General features: G+C 51.1%; 20 protein-coding genes. 6 read left to right on the top strand and 14 right to left on the bottom strand.

Going from position 1 to position 25,726, the window contains the following annotated elements; translation table 11 throughout:
• Nucleotides 1-64: 64 nt before the first annotated feature.
• From rplV to rpsL, 10 genes are all read right to left on the bottom strand, one after another.
• The gene (gene rplV / locus CRP01_RS21185; protein WP_099152103.1) at nucleotides 65-487 is read right to left on the bottom strand and encodes a 50S ribosomal protein L22; all 423 of its coding nucleotides are present in this window, start codon (nucleotides 485-487) and stop codon (nucleotides 65-67) included.
• 166 nt (nucleotides 488-653) lie between these two features.
• Complete coding sequence (gene rpsS, locus CRP01_RS21180; protein WP_099152102.1) at nucleotides 654-923, bottom strand: 30S ribosomal protein S19; 270 nt, start codon at nucleotides 921-923, stop codon at nucleotides 654-656.
• A gap of 5 nt (nucleotides 924-928) precedes the next feature.
• On the bottom strand, nucleotides 929-1,762 hold the full coding sequence (rplB, locus tag CRP01_RS21175) for a 50S ribosomal protein L2 (protein WP_099152101.1): 834 nt from the start codon (nucleotides 1,760-1,762) through the stop codon (nucleotides 929-931).
• Between the two features lie 193 nt (nucleotides 1,763-1,955).
• Entirely contained in the window at nucleotides 1,956-2,252 is a 297-nt protein-coding gene (rplW, locus tag CRP01_RS21170) for a 50S ribosomal protein L23 (protein WP_099152100.1), read from the bottom strand.
• An 80-nt stretch (nucleotides 2,253-2,332) separates the two neighbouring features.
• On the bottom strand, nucleotides 2,333-2,959 hold the full coding sequence (gene rplD / locus CRP01_RS21165; RefSeq protein WP_099152099.1) for a 50S ribosomal protein L4: 627 nt from the start codon (nucleotides 2,957-2,959) through the stop codon (nucleotides 2,333-2,335).
• A gap of 71 nt (nucleotides 2,960-3,030) precedes the next feature.
• Nucleotides 3,031-3,654 (bottom strand): 50S ribosomal protein L3, encoded by a 624-nt coding sequence (gene rplC / locus CRP01_RS21160; RefSeq protein WP_099152098.1) that lies wholly within the window; start codon nucleotides 3,652-3,654, stop codon nucleotides 3,031-3,033.
• Between the two features lie 319 nt (nucleotides 3,655-3,973).
• Nucleotides 3,974-4,282: a 30S ribosomal protein S10 gene (rpsJ, locus tag CRP01_RS21155; protein WP_099152097.1), complete on the bottom strand. Its 309-nt coding sequence runs from the start codon at nucleotides 4,280-4,282 to the stop codon at nucleotides 3,974-3,976.
• 265 nt (nucleotides 4,283-4,547) lie between these two features.
• Complete coding sequence (fusA, locus tag CRP01_RS21150) at nucleotides 4,548-6,683, bottom strand: elongation factor G (RefSeq protein ID WP_170110481.1); 2,136 nt, start codon at nucleotides 6,681-6,683, stop codon at nucleotides 4,548-4,550.
• A gap of 138 nt (nucleotides 6,684-6,821) precedes the next feature.
• Nucleotides 6,822-7,289: a 30S ribosomal protein S7 gene (gene rpsG, locus CRP01_RS21145; RefSeq protein WP_099152095.1), complete on the bottom strand. Its 468-nt coding sequence runs from the start codon at nucleotides 7,287-7,289 to the stop codon at nucleotides 6,822-6,824.
• A gap of 33 nt (nucleotides 7,290-7,322) precedes the next feature.
• The gene (rpsL, locus tag CRP01_RS21140) at nucleotides 7,323-7,697 is read right to left on the bottom strand and encodes a 30S ribosomal protein S12 (protein ID WP_099152094.1); all 375 of its coding nucleotides are present in this window, start codon (nucleotides 7,695-7,697) and stop codon (nucleotides 7,323-7,325) included.
• A 347-nt stretch (nucleotides 7,698-8,044) separates the two neighbouring features.
• Here rpsL and CRP01_RS21135 point away from each other — a divergent pair, with 347 nt between their 5' ends.
• Nucleotides 8,045-8,545, top strand: coding sequence for a hypothetical protein (locus CRP01_RS21135; RefSeq protein WP_099152093.1), 501 nt, complete (start codon nucleotides 8,045-8,047; stop codon nucleotides 8,543-8,545).
• 33 nt (nucleotides 8,546-8,578) lie between these two features.
• On the opposite strand, the gene CRP01_RS21130 is transcribed toward CRP01_RS21135, so the two are convergent.
• On the bottom strand, nucleotides 8,579-11,077 hold the full coding sequence (locus tag CRP01_RS21130; protein ID WP_099152092.1) for a SprB repeat-containing protein: 2,499 nt from the start codon (nucleotides 11,075-11,077) through the stop codon (nucleotides 8,579-8,581).
• Between the two features lie 654 nt (nucleotides 11,078-11,731).
• On the opposite strand from CRP01_RS21130, the gene CRP01_RS21125 reads away from it, so the two are divergent.
• Nucleotides 11,732-12,493, top strand: coding sequence for an acyl-[acyl-carrier-protein] thioesterase (locus CRP01_RS21125; RefSeq protein WP_099152091.1), 762 nt, complete (start codon nucleotides 11,732-11,734; stop codon nucleotides 12,491-12,493).
• A gap of 49 nt (nucleotides 12,494-12,542) precedes the next feature.
• On the opposite strand, the gene CRP01_RS21120 is transcribed toward CRP01_RS21125, so the two are convergent.
• On the bottom strand, nucleotides 12,543-13,643 hold the full coding sequence (locus CRP01_RS21120) for a LacI family DNA-binding transcriptional regulator (RefSeq protein ID WP_099152090.1): 1,101 nt from the start codon (nucleotides 13,641-13,643) through the stop codon (nucleotides 12,543-12,545).
• A 362-nt stretch (nucleotides 13,644-14,005) separates the two neighbouring features.
• On the opposite strand from CRP01_RS21120, the gene CRP01_RS21115 reads away from it, so the two are divergent.
• From CRP01_RS21115 to CRP01_RS21105, 3 genes are all read left to right on the top strand, one after another.
• On the top strand, nucleotides 14,006-17,320 hold the full coding sequence (locus CRP01_RS21115; protein WP_099152089.1) for a SusC/RagA family TonB-linked outer membrane protein: 3,315 nt from the start codon (nucleotides 14,006-14,008) through the stop codon (nucleotides 17,318-17,320).
• Nucleotides 17,321-17,457: 137 nt separating this feature from the next.
• Entirely contained in the window at nucleotides 17,458-19,047 is a 1,590-nt protein-coding gene (locus CRP01_RS21110) for a SusD/RagB family nutrient-binding outer membrane lipoprotein (protein WP_099152088.1), read from the top strand.
• A 251-nt stretch (nucleotides 19,048-19,298) separates the two neighbouring features.
• Nucleotides 19,299-20,852 carry an FG-GAP repeat domain-containing protein gene (locus CRP01_RS21105; protein WP_170110480.1) on the top strand — a complete coding sequence of 518 codons (1,554 nt, stop codon included), beginning with the start codon at nucleotides 19,299-19,301 and terminating at the stop codon, nucleotides 20,850-20,852.
• A gap of 28 nt (nucleotides 20,853-20,880) precedes the next feature.
• On the opposite strand, the gene CRP01_RS21100 is transcribed toward CRP01_RS21105, so the two are convergent.
• Together CRP01_RS21100 and CRP01_RS21095 are read right to left on the bottom strand one after the other, a co-directional pair.
• Entirely contained in the window at nucleotides 20,881-21,168 is a 288-nt protein-coding gene (locus CRP01_RS21100) for a hypothetical protein (protein WP_099152086.1), read from the bottom strand.
• Between the two features lie 104 nt (nucleotides 21,169-21,272).
• A complete protein-coding gene (locus CRP01_RS21095; RefSeq protein ID WP_170110479.1) occupies nucleotides 21,273-23,516 on the bottom strand; it encodes a right-handed parallel beta-helix repeat-containing protein in 2,244 nt (747 codons plus the stop codon).
• Between the two features lie 567 nt (nucleotides 23,517-24,083).
• On the opposite strand from CRP01_RS21095, the gene CRP01_RS21090 reads away from it, so the two are divergent.
• Nucleotides 24,084-25,592, top strand: coding sequence for an acetylxylan esterase (locus CRP01_RS21090; protein ID WP_170110478.1), 1,509 nt, complete (start codon nucleotides 24,084-24,086; stop codon nucleotides 25,590-25,592).
• Nucleotides 25,593-25,726 lie beyond the last annotated feature (134 nt).

Here is a 25,726-nt window from a genome sequence, read left to right as displayed (position 1 = left end):
GGAGCCAGATAAAGCCACTATGCTTGAACTGACCCCGGACTTCTGAAGCCTGACGCCTCAGATTTTATTCTTCAGTTGCTCCTTCTTCCTCTTCGATGTAGACTTCGTCTTCCGCAGCATCCTGGGAATCAGCATCAACAGCGATGCGGTTCTCCACCACGATGGTTACGTGGTTGGTACGCTTGCGAATACGGTGAGCTCTACCGTGAGGAGCGGGACGATAACGCTTGAGCATCGTTCCTTCGTCGACGAAAGCGGTTTTGATAACCAGGCCATAATCGTCGGCGCTTTCCAGACCGCCCAATTTATTTTCCCAATTGGCAACAGCCGATAGCACGAGTTTCTCTAACCAGATGGCAGACTCGCGTTTGCTAAAACGCAGGATGTCCAGCGCATCTTCCACCCGCTTGCCGCGAATATTGTCCACTACCAAACGCATCTTGCGCGCTGACATCGGAACATTTCTGAGTTTAGCTACAGCTTCCATTTCTTAAAATTATATTGTAGACAGATCGTGTTGAAAATTTATGAACAGCGGATCTTTCCTACTTTGTGAAATACTTTTCTCACTTTTCCGATCCGGAGAGTCGGTGGAGTTATCCGTGGGCAAGCGGCTCCGCTGAGCTGATCACCGACGGTTATCCGCCAGACTACTATTTCTTCCGGTTACCGGAGTGTCCTCTAAAGCTACGAGTGGGAGCAAATTCACCCAGCTTGTGGCCTACCATGTTTTCCGTAACGAAAACCGGAACAAAAGTTTTGCCATTGTGTACGGCAATCGTCTCCCCTACCATATCGGGAATGATCATAGAGGAACGAGACCAGGTTTTGATCACAGTCTTTTTGTTGGACTGCTTTGCCTTTTCAACTTTGTCCATCAATTTGTGGAAAACGTAAGGACCTTTTTTAATTGATCTTGCCATTATTGTTATTTATTACGCGATTTCCGCTTGGAAATAATCAATTTGGTAGAATGCTTTTTATTGTTGCGGGTCTTCTGACCTTTAGCCATGATACCGGTGCGAGAACGTGGGTGTCCTCCGGAAGCTCTACCTTCACCACCACCCATGGGGTGATCTACCGGGTTCATTGCAACACCTCTTACGCGAGGACGGCGTCCGATCCAGCGCTTGCGACCAGCTTTACCCAATACCTGCAGACCGTGGTCCGGGTTGGATGTAGAACCGATCGTAGCCTTACAGGTTTGCAGGATACGGCGTACCTCACCGGAAGGCAGTTTCACGGAAGCGTAACGACCTTCACGACCCATCAGGGTAGCGTTGGTACCGGCACTACGGGCGATAGCTGCGCCCTGGCCTGGCTGTAATTCGATAGCGTGGATCACCGAACCGAGCGGAATATCACTCAGGAACAAGGTGTTACCCGTTTCCGGGCTGGCTCCTTTTCCGGATACTACGGTATCACCTACCTGTAGACCCTGGGGAGCGATCATGTATCTCTTTTCACCGTCTGCATAGAACAGCAGTGCGATGAAAGCGGTACGGTTGGGATCGTACTCGATGGATTTAACCGTTGCCGGAACTCCATCTTTATCACGCTTGAAATCGATGACCCGATAACGACGCTTGTGACCACCACCTTTCTGGCGTACGGTCATTTTACCGTCCTTATTACGTCCACCGGTCTTTCTCATTGGAGCCAACAGGCTCTTTTCGGGTTCGCTGGTGGTAACTTCTGAATATGCGTTACCTACTCTGAAACGAGTACCAGGCGTAACCGGACTAAACTTTTTGACTGGCATGGTAGTAAATCAATTTTTCACCAAAAGTGGTTAGCCGAAGCTCGGGCCCAAGCAACTGTTAACAGCTGCTTTCATCAGGCAACGCCCACCCCCGACTCCTGTCTTTTGGCCATTTCTCAAATTGCTAGCGTCATAATGTTGTGTCATCCGGCCCGACTTACTTTCGGTCTGCGGCCGGCCGACTTATGACTGTCTAGATATCACCGTAGAAATCGAGCTCTTCTCCTTCGCCCAGGGTCACTACAGCTTTTTTGTAAGAAGCCACACGGCCACGCTGGATACCGGAACGGGTATTGCGCACTTTGGATTTGCTCGGAAGTACCATCGTATTGACGGCTTCCACGCTTACTCCGTAGATCTGCTCTACCGCTTTGCGGATCTCCACTTTGTTGGCCTGTTTGTGGACGACAAAACTGTACTGATTGAGACCCTCCGAAAGCTGCTCGGCTTTTTCGGTGATGATCGGCCTGATAAGAATTGTCTTTGCCATTAGAATATTATTATAATCCGTATGAACTGCTGACCGGATCCCGCTGGGGGCTTACCGGCTTACAGCCGTACGGCATTGCATTATTTAAAAGTTTCAACGATCTTTTCGATCGCACCTTCACTCAGCACGATGGTGTTGGCGTGCAGAATGTTGTACGGATGGATGTCCGTAGCGCGGATCACATCCGCGTTTTTGAGGTTGCGACCGGAAAGCATTACTTCTTTCTCGTAATCCGCAGTTACCAGCAGGGCCTTTTTGTCAGCCAGTTGCAGTTTGTCGAGGATGTTCACGAATTCCCGGGTTTTGGGAGCTTCGAAAGAAAAGTCCTCCACGATCATGATCTCACCGGCAGAAGCCTTGGTAGACAATGCGGACAAGCGAGCCAGACGCTTCACTTTTTTGTTCAGTTGGAAGCTGTAGCTGCGCGGGCGCGGGCCGAAAATACGACCACCACCACGGAAAACCGGGCTCTTGATATCACCGGCACGTGCGGTACCGGTACCCTTTTGGCGCTTCAGCTTACGGGTAGATCCCGTAATCTCGCTACGCTCCTTTGATTTGTGCGTGCCCTGGCGTTGGTTAGCCAAATATTGCTTGACCACCAGATAAACAGCGTGATCATTGGGCTCGACAGCAAAGACGTCGGCGGGCAGTTCAATCTCCCGTCCCGTCTTTTCTCCCTGTATGTTATGCACTTCGAGTTTCATCACTTCAGATTTAAAGGCTTAGCCAAAAAAATCCCGTCCGGCAGTGGCGCCGGCACGTCGGGAGAGGCAAATTATTTTTCCAAGATTACGTAAGCACCCTTGTGGCCGGGGATTGCACCTCTGACCAGCAAAAGATTTTTCTCAGCGAAAACCTTGATTACTTTCAGGTTTTTCACCTTCACACGACGACCACCGTCACGGCCGGCCATCCGCATGCCTTTGAATACCCGCGCGGGATAAGAAGCAGCACCGATAGAACCCGGGGCACGTTGGCGGTTGTGCTGACCGTGGGTCGCATCGTTCACACCTGCAAATCCGTGGCGCTTTACAACACCTTGGAAACCTTTACCTTTGGATAGGCCGATTGCGTTGATCGTATCGCCTTCCGCAAATACTTCATCAACGGTGATGGTATCACCGGCTGCCTTTTCAACAGCGTTGAAATCACGGAACTCGATTACTCTTTTCTTGGGAGTAGTATTGGCTTTGTCAAAATGCCCGATCTGGGCTTGGGTGGTATTTTTTTCTTTCGCTTCGCCGAACCCTATCTGAAGGGCCTGGTAGCCGTCGGTCTCTTCGGTTTTAACCTGTGTAACTACACATGGTCCCAATTCGACAACGGTACAAGCAACGTTGCGTCCTGCAGCATCAAAGATGCTGGTCATACCGATTTTTTTTCCGATCAATCCGTTCATCTTAAGTTATATTTTAGATGACAGATTCCTGGGTGCTGCTTTGGTGAAAAGGCCGCCGGGATCGCAGATGCGTACCCTGCTCGATGGCCTCAAAACGGCACCTAGTATCTTGCGTGAACTAATTAATTTAAGTTGCTAGTCGCAACTTAGTATAGAGTAGTGAGTATCGGAATAAAGAGATCGGATCCTGAACCCGGGAAGCGGAATGCTCCTGTCGGTGAGATGAACGTCTCCTTATGCTTCACACGCTACACTCTACAACACAAGTTGAAGACCTGCGCTAATTATTTCCAAAATTCATTAGAAAGCTGCCTATTGACTAGGTCAGTTTCACCTGAATGTCTACCCCGCTGGGCAATTCCAGTTTCGACAGAGCGTCGACTGTCTTCTGGTTGGGTGTAAAAATTTCAATAAGGCGCTTATGGGTGCGCAACTGAAACTGCTCACGAGATTTCTTGTTCACGTGTGGAGAACGGAGAACGGTATAAATGTTCTTCTCTGTGGGCAGCGGAATCGGACCTGTTACGACGGCCCCACTGTTGCGAACCGTTTTTACGATCTTTTCGGTTGATTTGTCTACCAGATTGTGATCGTAAGAACGCAGTTTAATACGAATTTTCTGATTCATGCCTGCAAACCAGTTATTTCAAATGAAGGCTTCAACTGATAACCATCGGGGCTAACAGCATTCCACCAAAATGATGAATAATACCCAAACTGTTTTCACCTCGCTTGGCAAAAGGTCAGTCTGAGCTATAATAATAGGTTCGGAAGCCGGGCAAATAATTTGTCCGGGCTTCCGAACGATTAATTCATGTCAATTCCGCAAGTCTGTTCCCCGGGGGATGGTCAGCTTTCGACCGCCGACTTGCGATTCCTTCCGGCGAACCGGATTATACGTTTACTTCGCCTTTGGCTTTTTCGATCACTTCTTTGGCAATGCCCTGCGGAGCTTCAGCGAAGTGGCTGAATTCCATGGTAGAGCTTGCGCGACCGGAAGTGATGGTACGCAGGTGCGTTACGTAACCGAACATTTCTGCCAGAGGTACATCAGCGGTAATCGCTACTGCACCACCGGAACGTCCCTGCTGGCCTTTCGGCAAACCGCGACGACGGTTCAGGTCACCAATTACACTACCTACATATTCTTCCGGAGTAACTACCTCCAGTTTCATGATCGGCTCGAGGATCTTCGGGTTACACTTCGGAGCAGCAGCGCGGAAGCCTTCTTTCGCACAAAGTTCGAAAGCGATCGGCTTAGAGTCCACGGAGTGCATAGAACCGTCATATACCCGCACTTTCATGCTATCGATGTTGTAACCGGCGAGAATACCGTTGTCCATCATGGCGGTGAAACCGTCACGGATAGGCTTTTGGTAGTTCTTGTCGATCGATCCACCGAAGATGTCCCATACGAACTGCAGTTTGACCTTACCGGATTTGAAGTCTTCGCTGTCCAGGAATTCCTGATCGGCCGGGCCAATCTCGAATTCCATGTCGGCGAACAAACCGGAACCACCAGACTGCTTTTTCAGACGCTCGCGGTGAGAAATAGCCGTAGTCAGTGCTTCTTTGTAGTTTACCTGCGGCTCACCCTGGTTACATTCTACCTTGAACTCGCGACGCAGACGATCGATAATGATCTCCAGGTGAAGCTCACCCATACCGCTAATTACGGTCTGGTTGGTATCTTCGTCGTAACGTACGCGGAAAGTGGGATCCTCTTCGGCCAGTTTAGCCAGAGCCATACCCAACTTATCCAGGTCTTTCTGAGATTTCGGTTCAACCGCCACACCGATAACCGGCTCGGGGAATACCATACTCTCCAGAACGATCGGATGATCCAGGTCACAAAGGGTGTCACCCGTACGGATATCCTTGAAACCTACCGCTGCGGCGATGTCTCCAGCCTCTACCCGGTCGATAGAGTTCTGCTTGTTCGCGTGCATCTGATAGATACGGGAGATCCGCTCTTTGTTGTCAGAACGAGTGTTCAGTACATAAGAACCGGCATCCAGTGCACCTGAATATACCCGCATGAAAGCCAGACGGCCTACGTAAGGGTCAGTAGCAATTTTGAAAGCCAGTGCGGAGAAAGGCTCGTCTACAGAAGGACGACGCTTTTCTTCCTCTTCCGTTTTCGGGTTGATACCTTTGATGGCGTCAACGTCGATCGGAGAAGGCAGGTAAGCACAAACTGCATCCAGTACAGCCTGTACACCTTTATTTTTGAATGCAGATCCGCACATCATCGGAATGAACCGGTGGCCCATTACCGCCTGACGTACTGCGGTACGCATTTCTTCTTCAGTGATAGAATCGGGATCTTCGAAGTACTTCTCCATCAGTGAATCATCGAATTCAGCGATGGTCTCCAGCAACTTCTCACGCCACTCAGCGGCAACATCTACCAGATCAGCAGGAGTTTCGATTACCTCGAAAGTCATACCCATGTCGTCCTCGTTCCAAACGATAGCCTGGTTGGTGATCAGATCGACAACCCCTTCGAATTTCTCTTCGGAACCAATGGGGATCTGCAGCGGAATTGCGTTAGAACCCAGTTTCTCACGAACATCGTTCACTACAGAGAAGAAGTCAGCTCCGGAACGGTCCATTTTGTTAACGAAACCGATACGGGGTACTTTGTAGTTGTCAGCCAGACGCCAGTTGGTTTCGGACTGAGGCTCTACACCACTTACTGCACAAAACAGGAACACCAGACCGTCCAGTACCCGCAGAGAGCGGTTTACCTCAACGGTGAAATCCACGTGACCCGGAGTGTCAATAATGTTTACAGCGTACTCCTGATCTTTCCATTTCCAGGAAGTTTTGGTAGCAGCTGATGTGATGGTAATACCTCTCTCCTGTTCCTGCTCCATCCAGTCCATAGTGGCAGCACCATCGTGCACCTCACCAATCTTGTGGCTGAGGCCGGTATAGTATAGTACGCGCTCGGTAGTCGTCGTTTTACCGGCGTCAATGTGAGCGGCGATACCAATATTCCTAGTAAATTTGAGATCTTTAGCCATGATTTCTCCTCTCAGGGATTTAAAGAATTAGTGAATCAGTTGGTAGATTAGTTAATAGGATCGTGGTGTAGTAAGTTGAGAAATAGGTTGCGTTCATCGGGAAAATAACGGTAACTAATCTCTACAACCAATATCAACTTACACTCTGAAATGCGCAAAAGCCCGGTTAGATTCTGCCATCTTGTGCGTATCTTCTTTACGCTTTACAGCAGCTCCTTCCCCTTTGCTCGCTGCGATCAGCTCTGCAGCCAACTTTTCTGCCATTCCTTTTCCACTGCGAGCGCGACTGAAACGGATCAACCATTTCATGCCGATTGACATTTTGCGCTTGGCCCGAATCTCGGTCGGGATCTGGAAAGTAGCACCACCGATACGACGGCTGCGCACTTCCACCTGAGGCATGGCATTGTTTAATGCTTTTTTCCAGATGCCATGTTCGTCCTGCTTGGTACGCTCTTTGATGATGTCCATGGCATCGTAGAAAATACGGAAGGCAGTACTCTTCTTACCTTCCCACATCATATTGTTCACGAATTGAGTCACGATGGGATCTCCGTAGCGGGGATCCGGTGCAATGACTCTCAATTTTGGTTTTCTTTTTCTCATTTTAATTAGAGGTTTCTAATGAGTGAAACATAATTACTTCTTAGGCGCCTTGGTTCCATACTTGGAACGGCTTTGCTTGCGATCTGTTACACCGGCGGTATCCAATGCACCGCGCACGATGGTATAACGTACACCCGGTAAGTCTTTTACCCGTCCACCCCGGATCAGTACGATGGAGTGTTCCTGCAGGTTGTGACCTTCTCCCGGAATGTAGGCGATCACCTCAATGCCATTTGTCAGACGCACCTTAGCAACTTTACGCAAAGCGGAGTTCGGTTTCTTCGGAGTGGTGGTATACACCCGAGTGCAAACCCCACGTTTTTGTGGGCATGCATCCAAAGCACGAGACTTACTCTTCTCGATCACTTGCTTCCTGCCTTTGCGCACCAGTTGGTTGATAGTAGGCATACGTTCCTAAATTTCGATTAAATGGTCTGTAATTCGTTGTTTTTCTGAACTTAAGGCGGATATATACCACGCCCTTTTTCAAAAGCGAATGCAAAGGTAGGATTTTTTCCTTTAAAAACAAAAGGGTAGTAACTACAAAAAGCTAATTATTTTAAGGAAAAAATCAGGGTATCGAAGTTCCCGTTTTCTATTTGGTGAAATGCGATTGCGAAAGTTAAAAAAACGGTGCTCCGGCGGTTGGGCCGCGAATTATACTAGTGAGGCACGCAAAGATCGGTAAAAAAAGCATAATATTTGGCACCTAAGGAACTGATCTGACCGCTTTTAGGGTTAATTTATCCAAAAGAATGGATCGAAGAAGCGCTCTTGGAACGATCAACACCGTCAGTTTGGGCGTGTTACTGGGTTTTCGCCCTCCCCGGAATCCCATTCCGGGTGCCCCCAGCCTCAAAGAGGTATTCCTGCACGAAATGGGCCAACGGGATACCGTAGAATTCATCATCCTGCTCTTCGACTACTACGAATACGAGAGCCACAAGCTTCCCGTGGAAGAGGACCTACCCACAATTGAACTGAATCCCTTCATGGAGATCTTCAAACGGATCATGTCCGGCATCGAAGTCAACGAAGTACAGCTGCGGACGCTCACCGACGGAATAAAGTCCCTGGACCACTTTGCCGCCGACTACCAGGCGGACAAAAACGCACTCTTCCGAAAACTGGAAACTGCGGATCCCCCAATGGGTTCACCGGAATATCAACTGCAAACAATGCTCCGGTTCCTCAAAGTGAACCTGGTCTTACCGCTGTGGCAGGCTGTTCTGGATCATCTGACCGGAAAGGATTGACGGTGGGGCGCACCATCTTCTGCCCCTACCCTATCATTGGACGATCCAGCGGAGATATCCTCTGCGGCCATCCCGGTCCGTGAGCTCCAGCAGATAGACGCCGCGTTTTTCCGGTACCGGCAGTTCTTCCTGTAATTGCCCAACGGGCCAGTTCCGCTCCCAGATTACCTGCTTTTGCAAACTGATCAGACGCAGGCCGGTGATCTGGGCATCGGTCAGCTGCAATCTACCCGGCTGTTCTAAGGACACCGGATTGGGGTACAGCACCGCCCCCCAGGTGGTGACCGGATCGATCACCGGGCTGGCAACATCCACAACCAGCTCAAACTCCTGCGAACAATTGTTCGTATCCGTAAGCGTAAGGCCGTAGGTGCCGGGAGCCAGTCCGTCCAGTCGTTCCGCCGTATCACCGGTACTCCAGCTGTAGGTGTATTCCGGTGTGCCTCCATTGACGGCGATCACCGCTATACTCCCATCATTTCCAACTTCGGCGGAAGCCGGGACGATCTCGGTCTCCACTTCCAGCACCGGAATATCGCCCTGGTATTCGTAGGCGCCCAGATCAACGCTCTCGTATACCTTGCGGGTTGCTCCGGCCAGATCGGTTGTCAGGGTTGCCGGCAGCAGGGCATTATTTCCGGTGTTGACGGCCGGAGAGCAGGCTTCCAGACGGAAGTTAGCACTGGCCGGTGCCACAAACCGGGGCGGCGTGCCCAGGATCAGGCCTTCGCCGCAATTCACCCCCGTCGGGAAGGGATCCCCGTAGCGGGTCGGTTCCGTTCGGAATAGGTCTTCGCAATTTTCCGATCTCAACAAGCTGTAAGCAATGCTGAGTTCGGCGTTCTGGAGCAGAAAAAGCGAATGCTCCTCCTGCATCTGGTCCCAGAGTATGGAGTTGAGCAGGCGGATCTGCACCGTTGCATCGTCGTCCCGGTTCTCTTCCCGGAAAAGTACCGTCCCCGTTTCCGAGTCGATGTAATTGTAAAAAGTACAGTTGATCAGATCCAGCTCACTTCTGGCTTGTGAACTGTACAGCGCTTCCTTGCCGGGTACCAGTTCCGGTCTTACAAAAAGGCTATTGACGACCTGACCGTGGGCCGGCGAAAACGCTATTGCTCCCGCTCCGCTGCTTTCCGTATCGGCAATCAGCAGTGATTCGGCCCGGAGCGTATCCCCCACGACGCTCAGCAAGGTGTGGGCCACATTTCCCCGGATCGTACAGTTTTTGATCTCGGTATCTGATCCTTCCGGGTAGTGAGTGTCACCGGCTGGACTTTCGTTAAGGTCCACCAGGGTGAGGGCCTCGTTGTCCTCCAGAACGCAATCCAGGAGTGCCACTTCGATGCCTTCCATCCTGATGGCCCTGCCGGATAAGGTGTTCTGGGAAATGCGGCAATCTTCTGCCCGAAAATACCGGGGCCGGCCTTCCATCAGAGTAATCACGTCATTCCCTACAAAAGAAGACCGGATGATCCGTACGGTATCCGGCTCCCCCAGCGCGATCAGTTGATTGTACCCTTCATTGCCCCGGAATACCAGGTCATCCAGGAGGACATTCAGGGATGGGCTGCTGGCCCGGAAAAGATTGAACCCGCTGTTGGCGGAGATATTAGAGCGGAAGGTCGTATTCTCGACAATCACCTCCAGAGTATGGTCGGAAGCTACTCCTTTAGCAAATATTAGATCGCTTTCGTTTTCCAGGAAAGCGCTGTTCCGGATCGTGAGCTTGCCCGGTTGTTCGGTATCGGTGAGTATGAACAACAGTCCCTGGTTGATCGAACTGTTGTTAAAAAAGGTACAACCTACAAACTCGATCCCCTGCGGCCCTGTATTTCCCAGGGTAGTCATATAGCCACTCCCGGTACCCGCCTGGTTCAGTTCGAAGGTGCAGTCGATAAAGGCAATTCCGATATTATTGCGGTTCCGCCCATCTCCGTAGACCGCCCCGCCGAATTCCGCATAATTGTTGAAAAATCGGGTATTCCTGATGGTCAGCCGATAATCGCTTTCCGTAGCCGTAGTACTGATGAGTATACCACCGCCGATCCGGGCGGGATCGTAGGGCGGAGTACCGATCTCCTGATCGTTGGCCGAACCATTGTGAATCTCCACACCATCCACAATCGTAAACTCGTCGGGATCAGTGATGGTCAGTACCGAATAACTGTTATCGCGGTGATCACCGGGTATACCGATATCGCCATTCAGAAAGGTAGGATATGCGGACCAGTCCCGTTCTTCCCGGGAGACTTCCCCACCGGCAAATCCACCGTAGAGTGCTACTCCGGTAGGCAGTGCAAAGGTTTGATAGCGGTCCGTACCATCCGTAGGCCGGTAATCGCCGGCAACGAGCCAGATCTCATCACCGGCCACTGCGTCGCCCAAAGCGGATTGCAGGTCCTGGTAGGCATCCGTCCAGTTCAGGCCGGTATTCGCTCCGGTAGCATATTTGTTGACGTAGATCACTTTTGCCGGAGCAACGGCGACCATACTACTCCACAATAACCCGATTAGTAAACATTTGATCTTCATGAAAATGACTTAGTGCTTTGAATAATTTTTATTGTACAACCCTTTCGGTGTCCTCGTGTTCTCCGGAATTCCCGCATTCCGGCGATGCCGTCCGTATATTCTCCCCGAGGTCTACCGGACCTGAGGATCGCTAACTACAGCTCTCCATCCATCCCAGGACGGAATTATTAGCAGTTGCGAATGGATTTGTATAAATTACCGCGGGCCGAAGTGCGACCGGGAAACGACCAGGTAGGAAAGCGATGAGGAAATGGCTGAGTTGCTTTACATTCATGGAATCGATCCGGCTTCGGTATTAAAGGCAATTGAAGCGGTAACCAAAGGAAAATGGACAATCTCTCTTTTGGCCCCGGTGTCGTTTTGTTTTCCGGAATTTGTGGCTGAACATTGCGGACTTCCCAATCGTCAGTGGTTTTCTATCTCTAACCCACGGGGCATAAAGGCCCGGCATTAGCGGCAGAAAACCGCCCTTCAGGCCTTGGGTGCCTAAAACGACGCTGGGAATATCCCAAATATTTGTCCAAAAACTTTTGTTGGCTAGAAGCTTTACGGGGCTGATGGATCCGGGCACAACTTTTTCCGTCGGTACCCGGCTGGTTAAAGCTGCTCCCAAAATAGACCAGCATCTACATAATTGCAAAAAAATTAACATATATGTCCGCCAAGCTGCCCCCCGAAACGCTGCACGAAGAAGCGTACACCGTACGTACCTACGAGATCGATCACCAGAAACGGATGACCATACCGGCACTGGTGCGTCTGATGCAGGAAGCGGCCATGCAGCACGTCCTGCAACTGAAGTTATCGGTCTGGGATCTGGAGACCGAGCGGGTCGCCTGGGTACTGATGCGCCTGCAACTGGAGGTAAAACGCCTGCCCCGGCTGGAGGAGACGATCACCATCCGCACCTGCCCCACCGGACTGGAGCGTATTCTTACTTACCGCAATTTCTGGATCTATGATGCCGAGGGTACCCTCATCGCCGAAGCGGTCACCCACTGGGTACTGATGGATACCCAGACCCGTCGGCTGAAGGCGATCCCGGAATGGATCGAGACCCGTTTTTCGCAATTGATCCCGGAAACTCACGACGGACTGCAACCTTCCCGTCATAAATTGCCTCCGCTGTCGCAACACGACCGGCAAAAATCTTTTCACGTGCGCTGGCACGATCTGGATTTCAACCTCCATCTAAACAACACCTATTATATATTGTATCTGCTGGAAGGCCTTCCGGCTAGCTGGCTGTCCGACCGGACCCTGATCCGGCTGGATATCGCCTACAAATCCGAGGTAAGAATGGAGGAAAGCTTCGAAGTACAGATGCAACAACTGAGCTCGGGACAGTTCCTGCACCGAATGACCCAGGGCGCCGAAGAGCGGGTGCTCGCCGAAATGGTCTCGGAATGGAAATAAGCCGGGCCACCGGCTTCTGGGAACCGGCAGCCGGGCTCGTTCTCAGGTCCTACATAAACGGAATGAACAAAATATCGTGCAACAGGTAATGATTCTGGTAATAGGAGACATTCTCCGGCAGGATCACGTCCAGCGGCAGGTAGTTATATTGTTGCGGCCGGGACTTAAATACCAGATACTTGGCCAGATAGATCATTCCCAGATAGCCCATCAGGGGTGGGTTCTGGTTGATCAGGTAAGTGATCTTTCCCCGCTCCAGGTACATGAGATTTTCCTGCAGGGTGTCGTACCCGATGAGTTTAATATGGCTGATACGCTGGGCATCGATAGCGGCTGCGATCTTGCTGATCCGGGATGCACTCGTGTAAATCCCCTTGATCGTAGGGTGTAAACTGATCATGTGGTTGAGGAAAGCGCCCAGCGCCTGCGGGTCATTGTAATCCTCAAAATCCGCCGTGATCACTTCCACGTAGGGAGCTACCTCGGAGAAACAGTCCCGAAACCCGCGTTCCTTTTCCAGCATGTGCTGCGCGTTCTGATAATCCTTTTCCAACGGGATCATCAACACCTTGTCGTCCGCTACGCAGTGCTCGGTCAGTAATCTGGCGGCCAGACGGCCACTCTGGTAAGAATTGGGACCGATATAACACAGGAAAGATTTGTCCTCACTTTCTACCAGCGTATTGATCACCACAAAGGGGATATCGCTCTTGACGATGGATTTCCGCAGCAATTCGTATTCCCGGTGAAAAATGGGCGCCACGATAAGCCCGTGGTATTTGTTCAACTGCAGATTGTTGACCTTTTCCGTAAAGTCGGCCGGAGAAAAAAGATCAAATTCGACAAAGTGAACGATGACGTTTTGCTCGCCGATCTGTGAAATAGCCTTCTGAAATCCGGCGTGAACATGATCCCAGAACGGGTCCATTCCATTTTTCGGTACCAGACAACACAAGCGGTACGTGCGGTTGGATCCGGACAGGATCGACGCGTGAATATTCGGCTGGTAACCGATCTCCTTGGCGATGCGTAATACTTTTTCTTTGGTGGTGGCCGCTACCCTTCCCCTGTCGTGAAGTACCCGGTCTACCGTACCGATAGAGACATCGGCCAGGTCGGCGATGTCCTTTAAGCGTGGAGTTTTTTCCATAACTGCATTGTTAAATCGGGGGATGACCGGGCATTATTTTTTAACGGAAGCATCGCTTTTGAGGTGATCCTTGCCATACTTCCTACCCGACTGTAAAGCTACTCTTAATTACTTGAAGCTCAAAAATGCAAATTTTCAAGAATTTTTTGCCAAATAATCACAATATTTCAATATTTTTGATTTGCGTTAACATTAACGCAGCGATTTATATTGCGTTAACGTTTACATTTTGGAGACTTATCTGATTTTGCGTTAACGTTAACATGACGGGAACCTAACCCTCGGTTGCGTTAACGTTAACGCCATAAATTTGGTAAGTCAATTTTGCAGTCAACGTTATTTTTCATCTAAAACATCTACAAATGAAAAGAGCTTTATTTTTCATTTTAGTTTCTCTGTTTGTTACGGCAATGCAGGGACAGACCGTACAGGGAGTTGTCTCCTCCAGTGATGGAGAGATCCTGGTCGGGGCTACCATACTAGTTAAAGGAACGACCACCGGATCCGTAACCGATCTGGATGGTAAGTATCAGATCGATCTCGGGGACAATGCAGATGCGGTCCTTGTTTTCTCGTATACCGGCTACACTCCTCAGGAAGTGGAGGTGAACGGCCGTACCCAGATCGATGTGGAACTGGCTTCCGGCCTGATCCTGCAGGAGGCTGTAGTGACGGGCCTGGGTATTTCCAGAGACCGGAAGACCCTGGGTTATGCTACTTCTACGATCAGTTCCCAGGACCTTACCACCACCCAGGTGACTAACTTCGCCTCTGCCCTTTACGGTAAGGCACCCGGCGTATCCATTCGTTCGGTACCGGGCGGTGCTACCAGTGGGGTAAACATCAACATCCGGGGCTTTGCCTCCATCACGGGTAACACCCAGCCGCTCATCGTTATGGACGGTGTACCCATCCGCAACGGCGAATTCAACAACACCAACTACTGGGGCGACCAGTACATCCGCGGCAACGGCCTGACGGACATCAACCCGGAAGATATTGAATCCATTTCCGTATTGAAAGGTGCTTCTGCGGCGGCGCTGTACGGTTCGGAAGCAGTGAACGGTGTAGTCCTGATCACTACCAAAAAAGGTAGAAAGAAGCAGGGACTGGGTGTCGATTTTAACGCCAGCTACAGCAACGACCAGGTGGCTTACCTGCCGCGTTACCAGAACGTACGTGGCCCGGGCTATTTCACCAATCTGGCTGATGCCGGCCAGGACGAGAATGGTTTCATTTTCTACGATACGGACGGAGACGGCAATCCCGATACCCGTGGCTTGATCAACACCAGTGTCAACTTCGGTCCGGAGTTTGACGGTCAGCCCGTAATGGCCTGGGACGGTGTGGTACGGCCCTACGAAGCCTCTAACAACAGCTACGCCGACCTTTTCCAGAATGCCCAGAGCTCCAGCGTTAACCTGGCGATCTCCAAAGGTTTTGAGAATGCCAGTGTGCGTTTTTCCTTCACCCGCCAGGACAACCAGATGATCTCTTTCGGATCCAAGAACGAAAGAAACATTGCAAATCTGAACGCCAGTTTTGATATCGGTGACAATCTGCGCACTACCCTTTCGGTGAAATACATCAATCAGTTTACGAAGAACCGCCCGCATAAAGTGGATCGGATGATCAACAACTTTGGTGGTATGATGGACCGCTTCGAGTCTGCCGACTGGTATTTCGACCGCTATAAGACCAGTCTGGGCTATATGTTCAGAACGGGTACTCAGGCCACTTTGACGCCGGATGAGAACATTATTTACAATGGCTTCAAGTCGTCGATCGCCGATTACGTCTGGCGGATCAACGAACACCAGATCCGCGAGAACAGCAACCGGGTGATCGCAACGGTTGCCCAAAACTGGACGATCGTCAAAGGTCTGGACCTGCAGGGACGTTTTTCTACGGATTACACAACCGAAAATATCGAGAGCTGGAACTCCACCCGTTTCCCCAGCGCCCTGTACAATAACCCGGCCGGTGGATTTTCACTGCGCAATAATATCAACAGTCTGCTTTACGGTGACGTATTGCTGACCTACCAGGCTCAGCTAACGCCTACCTTCAGCATTGAAGCGATGGGTGGCTATACGGCCAAACGCATTCAGACCAACTTCGTATCCAGAGGAACCGCCGGTGGCCTGAGCCCGGAGAACTTCTTCGATATCTCCGCCTCCATCAACGTACCGAACTCCGGCTCGGACCGTTCGGACTTCGTATCCGACGGCTTCCTGGGTAAATTGGAACTGGGCTACAAAGATTACCTCTTCGTAGAAGGTACCATCCGTAGGGACCGGACCTCTACCATGGCTCCGGAAAACAACTCTTTTGTCTACCCTTCTGTTAATGCCAGTCTGGTTCTGGACGAAGCCTTCAACCTGCCTAACTACTTTAGTTTTGCCAAACTGAGAGCCTCTTACGGCGTAGTAGGTAACTATCCGCTGATCTATCAGGCCAACATCGCCTACAACCAAAACACCCTGGGGGTACAGGCCATGGGCGGTCGTCCGATCCTGTATACCAACATCAGTGGTGCTTTCGGTAACGATGTGATCAGACCGGAACAAAAACACGAATTTGAATTTGGTCTGGACCTGGCCTTCTTCAACCGTATCCAGGCGGATATCACTTATTACAACGGTAAGATCGTCGACCAGATCCTACCAGTGGATATTCCCCGCTCTTCCGGTGCCCGCACCGTACTGACCAATATCGGTACCCTGCGCAATAAGGGTATCGAACTGAGCCTGAGCGCCGATATCTTCAAAAATAAAACCGGATTCAGCTGGAATAGCCGCATCAACTACGCCAAGAACAGTAACGTAGTAGAAAAGCTGGCTAATGATGCCACTGAGCTGCTACACGCCGACTTTGATGGTAATGCGGCTCAGATCCGCTCCGTAGTAGGCCAGCCGATGGGTGACATCTACGCCCACCCGGTAGCAACCAATGAAAGCGGTGAAAGGATCGTAGCGCCGAACGGCCTTTACCAACTGGACAGCGAGAAGTGGGAAAAATACGGAAACGCCATGCCCGACTTCGAAGGTGGTTTCCTGAATACTATCTCTTACAAAAATGTATTCCTGAATGTGGTAGCGGACTTTAGCTTCGGCGGTTACATCATGCCTACGGGTATCTACTGGATGACCAGTAGAGGTCTGACCGAGGAAAGCCTCAACTACATGAACGCCGAAAGAGGCGGTCTGAGCTACTATGTAGACGAGAACGGAAAAGGTGTACAAACGACCAGCGGTGCTGGTCCGAACGGTGAAACCGTATTCAATGACGGTATCCTGCTGGAAGGTGTGTTGCAGAGTGGAGAGGAGAATACCAACGTAGTTTCTCAGGCCCTCTACTACAACGGTACTTACAACTGGGGTGGTCCGCAGTACGGTAACTCCCGTTACGAACTGTACGTGGACAAAAACGACTGGGTGAAAGTAAGAGAGATCTCGCTCGGCTTCAATATGCCGCAATCCCTGACTACCAAGCTGGGAATGTCCAGAGCCAGTCTGTCCGTATTCGGTAGAAACCTGTTCTTTATCTATCGCACCATCAAGGATCTCGATCCGGAGCAGACGGTAGCCGGCTCCAGATGGTACCAGAACATCAACAACGCGGGTAACAACCCTTCTTTCAGAACCTTTGGTGTTCAGTTGAGCGCAAGTTTCTAAGTTATTCGGTAGCCAGCAGGTCGTGGACGGAGGAGATACCATCCTGCCGGACACGCACCTACTCTGACTATTCCTTTTATTGCCAGCTCCGAGAAGACCATAAAGTGGCCATCGACGAGCTTAAAAAATTGTAAGCAATGAAATCAATCAATATAAGTATTTTATCTCTTTGCCTTCTGCTGTTTGCAGCCTGCCAAAAGGAAGATTTTGCAGATGCCTACGCAGATCCATCAAAAATTGACGAGACGTCCATAGAACGTCAGTTCACCGGCGTATTGGTAGCCGGCCAGGACTATATCGTCCCCACTTACCGAAATTATTTTGTTACCCTGCGGATCACCCTGAATCCCTGGACCCAGTCCATCGGCTGGATCAACACGCCCAACCAATACATCCCAGGTAGTTCCGGTGTAGAGGACGTTTGGTTCAATTACTACGATGTGCTGGCCCAGTTCCGGGAATTCCAAAAGGTGTGGAATGCAACAGATGCCGATCGTCAGCAAAAACTGAGGATCTTCGATCTGGCTGCCCGCGCTTTTATGTACGGCGAAACGGCAAGAATGGTCGACCTATTTGAGAATATTCCGTTCTCCCAGGCCGGTCTGCTGAGCACGAACAGTGGAGATTATACGAACTCCTACGCCGCTTTCGACAGTGGTATCGAGATCTACAAGTTCATCCTGGATGACCTGAAATCCATTGCCGATGAAATGATCACACTGGAGGTAGAGCCTGCTTTCCAGACGACTTTTGCCGCCCAGGATTTCGTCAATAACGGCTCCGTTGAACTCTGGAACCGCTACGTGAACTCCCTGCGCCTGCGTTTGCTGACCCGTGTTTCCGACCATCCGGACTTTACGTCCAGAGCCGCTTCGGAGATTGCCGAGATCCTCAATAATCCGACCAGCTATCCGGTAGTAGAGAGCAACGATCAGAACATCATGATCGACATCTACGATCTGGATACGCCGATCAACGCTAAAGGATTCCAGAACGGTATCGATTCCGACGGATGGGACGGCGATGATGCCGGCAAAAAAATGATCGACTTTCTGGTTACTTCCGAAGATCCCCGTCTACGGGTACTGTTCGAACCGGGAACGGATGCTGACGGTGTTTACGTAGGTCTGGACCCGATGCTCACCGGTAGTGAGCAACAGGAATTGGTAAACGGTGGTGAGATCGCCCGCTACAACCGGACAACCATGAGTAGAAACCAGTTCTTCCCGGGTGTAATGATCAACGCCGCGGAAGTGAGCTTCCTGAAAGCGGAATACTACCTGGAAAATGGAGATGATGCTGCCGCCAAGGCCGCTTACGAAACAGGTATCCGCCAATCTATCGAATTTTACTTTTACGTGAATTCGCTGAGTAACGACAGCAGCGTACCAACTCCCGAACCGGCAACGGACGAGGAGATAATGGACATGCTGGCTACGGAAGCCGTAAGCTGGGATGCAGCCGATTCCGAAAGCGAAAAACTGGCATTGATCGCCTACCAGAAGTGGGTACACTTCAACATTATCCAACCTTACCAGAACTGGGCGGAAATGAGACGGCTGGACACGCCTTCGCTGGAATTCTGGCAGGATAATTCCAGTAACCAGACTTTGCCTCCCGTTCGTTGGACGATCCCCGGCAATGAGATCACCTTCAATGGTGAGAACTACCGGGCCGTGCAGAGTGAAGACGAACTGGAAAACAAGCTTTTCTGGGATGTACAATAAACAGAGTTGAGGTTGCCGCCAGGCAACAGCTGTTAGTTCCATAAACTTTTGTAAGCATTTCCGGGGCTTCCGGCCAAAGCGAATTGGGGATCCGCAAAGCGCGGCGCAACCAGTTTCAGGGTCGGAAGCCCTATTTTTATCCGCTAATGTCAAAACATTGACTACCGCTCGGCTCCCGGTATTGGAATTTATTACTTATCCTCGTTAAAAAATCAGCGATGATGCAGTTGCTCAGGGCTCATACTTACCGAATGTTATGCTTTTCCACGATCGTATGTGTTCCGCTGTGGAGTTGTAAGGGCGATGATCAGACCGTAGATGAGATCACCGAAACACCTTCGGCCGTTACGGTTGCGGATACCAGTATCGTCAGAGGGAAAACCCTGGCGAGCCGGCACTGTTCGTCCTGCCATCTGCTGCCGGCTCCCGATCTACTCGATAAAACCACATGGAAAGAAAGTGTGCTGCCCAACATGGCCGCCCGGCTTGGCCTGCGCTACCGGGGGTACGATCCTTTCGAAGGAGTAGAACCTTCCGAAGTAGCGGAGATCAAAGCCCTGAATATTTATCCGGAGCAGGCCCTTCTGAGTGAAGCGGACTGGCAAAGCATCGTTCATTACTACGAACAGATGGCCCCTGCTGAACTGCCCGCTCAGAACCGCACTTCCGCTACCGCTCCGGAACCGCCGCCATTCACACCCAATCTGGTCGAGATCGGCGATAAACCCGTACCCCAGGTCACGCTGCTGGAATACGATCAGCCGACCCGTACCTTATTCATTGGTGATCACCTCAACCTGTATGCACTGGATCAGCAGGGCGCTATCGTGGGCAACTGGCAAACCCAAAGCCCTTCCTCGGATATAGCCCGTACGGAGCGGGGGATCTTTTTGTTGAGCATCGGAGCGTTTAAACCCTCCGAAAAGAAGGAAGGCGTATTTTTTCCATTGACATTCAATGCCGCCGGTAAGGCCGAAGACTATGTCGTTACGGAATTGCCCCGGCCCGTGCAATTTGACATCGGTGATCTGAATGGCGACCAAAAGGACGATGTGGTTATTTGTGGTTTCGGTAATCACCGGGGCCAACTTGCCTGGTATGATAATTTTCGGCAAGATCAGGTACATCTGCTTTCCGGTCTGCCCGGTGCCCGCAAGGCCCTGATCCGGGATATGAATGGGGACGGGATGAACGATGTGGTCGCGCTCATGGCTCAGGCCTGGGAGAAAGTGGTGATCTATTACAATAAAGGGAATGGTGAATTTCGGGAGGAAACGGTGCTCGAACTGCCCGCCGTTTACGGCGTCAGTTACTTTGATCTGGTGGATTTTAACGACGATGGACACCCCGACCTCCTACTCACCAATGGGGACAATTGGGATTACTCCAGTATCCAAAAGCCTTACCACGGGATCCGCATCTATCTGAACGACGGCTCCAATCAATTCACCCCTACTTATTTTTACCCCATGTACGGATGCAGTGAGGCCCGGGCGGTAGATTTTGACCGGGACGGTGACCTGGATCTGGCGGCCATCGCTTTTTACGACAACCGGCTCTCCACTCCGGACGAAAGTTTTGTGTATCTCCGGAATGAAGGGCAGCTGAGTTTCAGTGCGCATTACATGCCGGAAACGGCCTGCGGGAAATGGCTGACTATGGATGTCGGCGACTTCGATAATGACGGATACCCGGATATTTTCCTGGGTTCCTACTTCCACAATGTCAGTGAACTGAGCAAGGTGATGACCAAGGGCGTAGAAGCCTTTCCGGAAGTGCTTTTGCTAAGGTACCAGCCACAGTAAAATTCCCGCCGGGCGGAGCCGCGCCGAATTATTCTTTTTCCGTGGGTTCTTTGCCGCCGCCCTTCTTGATCTCTTCGATCTTATCGGCGATCTTCAGCGCCCAAACCATTTGTTTAACGGTAGGGTGACTGTGGTAGGTAGCTTTTTTGCGGGCCGTCATCAGGCAGCCGCGTTCGTCGTAGGAAATCTTTCTTTTATTACCGTCTTCCAGAGAAAAATCAATGAATTCCTGCCATTCGTCGGCGGAGTACATTTCGAAGTCGGATTTTAGCATTTCCAGATCAGTGGGATCGGAAAGATCGTATTCTCTAATCATGTTCTTTTGAGTAAGTTTCGGCGTAAAATTACTGCTTACAATGAGAATACGTTAAAGTAGATTGAAATATTTTGTCCGCTGTCGAACGACTTGGGAATTTGACCTTATCGGACCTTTTCCATGTAAAAATCCAGAGTGCCCATTCCAGCGGCTTCAAAATGTTCTACTTCCAGGAGATGCTCGCCGTCCAGATCGACCGTAAAGGTATCTACCGCCGCCTCGTGAATGTCCCAGTGATCGATCACCCGTTCGCCGTCCAGGTACACCCGGAGGCCATCATCACTGGTAAAAGTAAAGCGATACTTTCCGGGCTGAACATTCAACCGGCTGGAAGCGAAAGTGGCGAATTTATCCGCGGGTACCTTTTCATTCGGAGCGCCCCACCAGCGGTACCCCAGAGTTGGGACGGTTTCGCCGGCCAGTGGTTGCCGTCGGTTTAGGTTGCGGAATGCGTCGTAGTTTTCCGTGGGATCAGTTGCGGCATCGTAGGCGTACCATTTGACCTCCCATTCCGTAGTCGGTTCGAAGCGATAAAAGGGAAATGGGTAAGCTGCTCCCCGGCGGTTTTCCCCGCCGAACTGATCGGTGAAGGCTTCTCCGATGAATTCAAATTGCAGCGACAGGTCCTGACTGTCGGCCGCCCGGCGGGCGCGTACCGTTGCCGGAAATGTTCCCGTTTTGGGTACGATGCTGAGGAAACCGGTTCCGTCGATCGCTTTCCAGTTCCCGGTAGGCCCCAACAATAAAAAGATGTATTCGTCTTCCTTGATATCACGCAACCAAACGCTGGGATATTCAAAATTGTAGGGCCCCCACTCGTTGATGAGGATGTAGCGACGACCTTTGGGGTGCCCCAGCGGCAACTTGACGTCCTGTGCCTGTGGATGCGGACGCGGCAGCCCCTCCAGGTTCAGCGCTGCCGGATCGATCACCGAATCGGGTCGCACCCGCGTACCGATGAAATTGTCCTTCACTTCCCAGCCTTCTCCCAGACCCGATGCCGGTAAGGGACTTCGGTAAAATTCGTTATTGATCAGTTTTCCCGGACTGGTTTTTTCCACTGTGATGGGTTTGGGTACCGCTACGAATTGATTGGCTTCCACCAGATAGTCCCGGCTGCGGGTGTCGCGTGCCTGGGCGTATCCCCAATCCGAAGGTTCCTGATCGCGTTGCCAGAGGCGAATGCCGACCGTGTCGTTTTCGAACAGATTGGCCCGGATCACATTATCCTGCCCGTGCTCGATGGCCAGTCCGAACTGGCTGTCGGTAATGGTATTGCCGATGATCTCGGTCTCCCAACTGTACCCGCCCCAGATGCCGTAGCGGCATTCTTCCATCCGGTTTCCAATGATGCGGTTACTACTGAAGGTGACCTCTACCCCATTGGTCGGTGCGTGGGAAAAATTGTTAGCGTAGAGCAGATTGCCGTTGCAGCCGCCTTCGCCGGAATCCATCGTGGTCTGTCCGGCCCAGAGAAAAAATCCGTCTCCCGAATGCGTAGCGGAATTGTAAGCAAAGACATTATCATTACTCTGTTCGTAACACAGAATACCCGCAGAATCCTGCCCTCTTTGGTAGACGTTGTGGCTATACCCTCGGACGTTCCAGTCCAGGCGATTGTGCAGTACGTTGTTGCGACTCGAACGGTACATACCGATACCGAGTCCGGAGTTAAAATTAAACGTATTGTTGACGATCTGGCCGCCGTTGCAGCCGGTCATTAACAGCGCATTCTGATTCTGGGTGATGGTCGAATGTTCTACCCGGAGGCCTTCGCAGTTCTTCAGATAAATGCCCGCTCCGTAGCGCAGCCATTCGTCAGCTTCGTTGTCGTGATAACTCAGCCAGTCCACTAGATTTTCCCGCTCCCGCAGGCTGTACAACCGGGGGCGGTAGTTATAGCTAAGATCGGAATTGAGAATGCGCAGGCTATCCACATTTTCGGCCATCAATGCGACCTTATACCCACGTACCGTCAGATTCTTCAAGGTTACATTCCGGCTGTTGCGCACCAAAATACCGACGCCCTTATAGGTATCGGGCTGATCCCGGTTTTCGTTGCCGATCAGAATCAGTTCACTGAAATCCAGTTCCAAATCGTTGCCTTCGATCACTATGACGGGTTGATCCAGACTGTCGTTTCCCGGCAATACATAGGACCCGGGTTCAAGATCCATGGCCTCATTGATGACCAGACCACTGGTAAGCGGAACCGGCGGTGCCGGCGGAGAACAGGACTGGATGACCGTAAACAGGGCAAGCAGAATGCCCGGAGCGCAGGCTCCGAAACGAATGGATCGGAAATATTGGGATAGCGTAGTATCTAATGTTAATTTTCGTATCTGCATGGAGATTTTGACTTGTCTGAAGACCCGGGCTCGAAGATAAAGATAATTAACCAACCGTGTGCGCAGTTTTTGGTCCCAGGTCCCGAATCGTTTCTCCATCCACCACCCGTTCCTTTATTCACCAACTGCAGGCGGTGTGTCGATCAGAAATAGAATCCAGGGATAGATCAGATCTACCGAACCGCCCTCCTGGCACGATTGTTTTTTAATCAAATAATGAGCCCGCCTGGGTTTGGATCCGCACTGAAACGGTCTTGCAACGAGTCGTTTTACCGGAAAAGAAGACCCACAAGTACCGCTATCGGGTAAACTCCTGCAACTATTCCCCTTAGAAAAAACAATAATGTGATCACAGGACCGTTTTTCCCTGTATAGCTGAACAAAACTATCCTTCAACCTTTCCCCAACTTTTTGGATTAATCGAATTCGCCGGATATCCGGTGGACACATATTCTATTTTTTTAACTCAAACAATCATTGTCAGCTATTATGAACTGCCAAACCCTCCTTACATCCCTATTGCTGCTATTGCCTATTTTGATTTTTTCCCAACGATCTCCCTGCGACATGCCTGATTCCGCCGACCCCGGCACCAAATTGTGGGCCGGACCGGAAAAGGCCATGTATTACCAGGGGCAGGAAATAAAATTCAAAGTAACCTCCAATGAGACCGGCACCGTAGAATACACGATTCGCGAAAGCAAAAGAAGTCCGGTACTGGAAACGGGAAGCTTCCAACTCAAAGCCGGTGAAACGCACTACATCCGAACCAAACTCAATGCACCCGGTTTTTTGGAATTGAGCGTCACCCAAAACTGGAAAACACATCGCAGCGGAGTAGCTGTTGATCCCTGCGAGATCCGCGCCTACGGTGACGAACCATCGGATTTTGACTCATTTTGGGATGCAGCCATGCAGCGGGCGCGCTCCATTGCTCATAACGTGAGCCTTACCTACCGGGGCGATAAGAGCGATGCCAGTCAGCGTTCCTATAAATTTCGGATCGATAATATCGATCAGAAGTTCATCTCGGGCTGGATCAGTATCCCAACCTGTAGCGGCCCCTACCCCGCTATTGTTCGACTGCCCAGCTACGGACGCGAACCGGTTGGGCCCGCTTCACATTTTGCCAGCGAAGGTGCCATTGCCATTGCCCTGAGCGTGCACAGCTACGACGCGGAGAAGAAAGTGCCCAAAGAAGTTGCCTACCAGCCCGAGGACCATTACATGGACCGGAACCGGAATTATTTCAAAGCTGCAGTCCTGGGAACCATCCGTGCTATTGACTACCTCGAAACGATGCCCGAATACGATGGCCGCAATCTGGCAGTCACCGGCGTAAGCCAGGGCGGCGGTCTGGCCATTATGGTGGCGGGTCTGGACCCACGAGTACAACTGCTGGTGCAAAGTCAGGCCGCCTTTTGTGATCATGCGGGGGCCATGGAGGATCATCCGAGCGGCTTCCCTTACTGGGTAAAAAATGGCCGGGATACGGGCAAGGATATCAATAAGGTACTGCGGGAAACTGCCTATTACGATGCGGTGTTTTTTGCCCGTCGCTTTCAGGGGAAGTCACTGCATGTAGTGGGTTACAAAGATGATGTGTGCCCGCCGTCGACCGTTTTTGCTGCAATTAATGCCATTCCCGGAGATAAAAAAATGCTGCACGGCACGGCTACCGGACACGAATCCCATCCGGATTTCTGGCCGGTACGTCGCGAGTTTTTTGCAGAAAATCTGCCAGTATCTCCCTATCCGGAGTGCCCCGATCAGTCAACGCTTACGGATACGTCAAATGATCCGGGAGTATTGCCATCCAGTCTCCGGACTTATCCCAATCCCATTTCGAGTACCAATCGCATCGAATTGGAACTGAACGAAAGCCGGGAAGTGGACATCAGTCTCTGGAACAGTCAGGGGATCGCTCTGGCCAATTTGTATTCCGGTAAGGTACCCGCCGGAGTCACCCATCTGGACTGGGATGCCGGTGAGCTTCCACCGGGAGTCTACCTGATCCGGATGAGCACCCCGGATACAGAGATCGTGAAGCGAGTACTCAAGATGAATAATCATTAAGGTCAGCTCCGAGCTAGTATACTGACTGCACATACGGTCATCATTGTGCCTCCTCATAAGGGCAGCCCCAACATCAAACAGGGCTGCCCTTATTTATGCATGCTTCTGGCCATACCGATCGCACCAATGCCTTA

The sequence above is a fragment of the Flavilitoribacter nigricans DSM 23189 = NBRC 102662 genome, assembly GCF_002646595.1.
GTDB lineage: Bacteria > Bacteroidota > Bacteroidia > Chitinophagales > Saprospiraceae > Flavilitoribacter > Flavilitoribacter nigricans.
Note: the sequence above shows the minus strand (reverse complement) of the source record. Positions and strands in the feature narration are given on the sequence as shown.

Coding starts and splice junctions, on each gene's coding strand:
- rplV (WP_099152103.1), bottom strand. CDS start 487: ATGGAAGCTGTAGCTAAACTCAGAAATGTTCCGATGTCAGCGCGCAAG.
- rpsS (WP_099152102.1), bottom strand. CDS start 923: ATGGCAAGATCAATTAAAAAAGGTCCTTACGTTTTCCACAAATTGATG.
- rplB (WP_099152101.1), bottom strand. CDS start 1,762: ATGCCAGTCAAAAAGTTTAGTCCGGTTACGCCTGGTACTCGTTTCAGA.
- rplW (WP_099152100.1), bottom strand. CDS start 2,252: ATGGCAAAGACAATTCTTATCAGGCCGATCATCACCGAAAAAGCCGAG.
- rplD (WP_099152099.1), bottom strand. CDS start 2,959: ATGAAACTCGAAGTGCATAACATACAGGGAGAAAAGACGGGACGGGAG.
- rplC (WP_099152098.1), bottom strand. CDS start 3,654: ATGAACGGATTGATCGGAAAAAAAATCGGTATGACCAGCATCTTTGAT.
- rpsJ (WP_099152097.1), bottom strand. CDS start 4,282: ATGAATCAGAAAATTCGTATTAAACTGCGTTCTTACGATCACAATCTG.
- fusA (WP_170110481.1), bottom strand. CDS start 6,683: ATGGCTAAAGATCTCAAATTTACTAGGAATATTGGTATCGCCGCTCAC.
- rpsG (WP_099152095.1), bottom strand. CDS start 7,289: ATGAGAAAAAGAAAACCAAAATTGAGAGTCATTGCACCGGATCCCCGC.
- rpsL (WP_099152094.1), bottom strand. CDS start 7,697: ATGCCTACTATCAACCAACTGGTGCGCAAAGGCAGGAAGCAAGTGATC.
- CRP01_RS21135 (WP_099152093.1), top strand. CDS start 8,045: ATGGATCGAAGAAGCGCTCTTGGAACGATCAACACCGTCAGTTTGGGC.
- CRP01_RS21130 (WP_099152092.1), bottom strand. CDS start 11,077: ATGAAGATCAAATGTTTACTAATCGGGTTATTGTGGAGTAGTATGGTC.
- CRP01_RS21125 (WP_099152091.1), top strand. CDS start 11,732: ATGTCCGCCAAGCTGCCCCCCGAAACGCTGCACGAAGAAGCGTACACC.
- CRP01_RS21120 (WP_099152090.1), bottom strand. CDS start 13,643: ATGGAAAAAACTCCACGCTTAAAGGACATCGCCGACCTGGCCGATGTC.
- CRP01_RS21115 (WP_099152089.1), top strand. CDS start 14,006: ATGAAAAGAGCTTTATTTTTCATTTTAGTTTCTCTGTTTGTTACGGCA.
- CRP01_RS21110 (WP_099152088.1), top strand. CDS start 17,458: ATGAAATCAATCAATATAAGTATTTTATCTCTTTGCCTTCTGCTGTTT.
- CRP01_RS21105 (WP_170110480.1), top strand. CDS start 19,299: ATGTTATGCTTTTCCACGATCGTATGTGTTCCGCTGTGGAGTTGTAAG.
- CRP01_RS21100 (WP_099152086.1), bottom strand. CDS start 21,168: ATGATTAGAGAATACGATCTTTCCGATCCCACTGATCTGGAAATGCTA.
- CRP01_RS21095 (WP_170110479.1), bottom strand. CDS start 23,516: ATGCAGATACGAAAATTAACATTAGATACTACGCTATCCCAATATTTC.
- CRP01_RS21090 (WP_170110478.1), top strand. CDS start 24,084: ATGCCTGATTCCGCCGACCCCGGCACCAAATTGTGGGCCGGACCGGAA.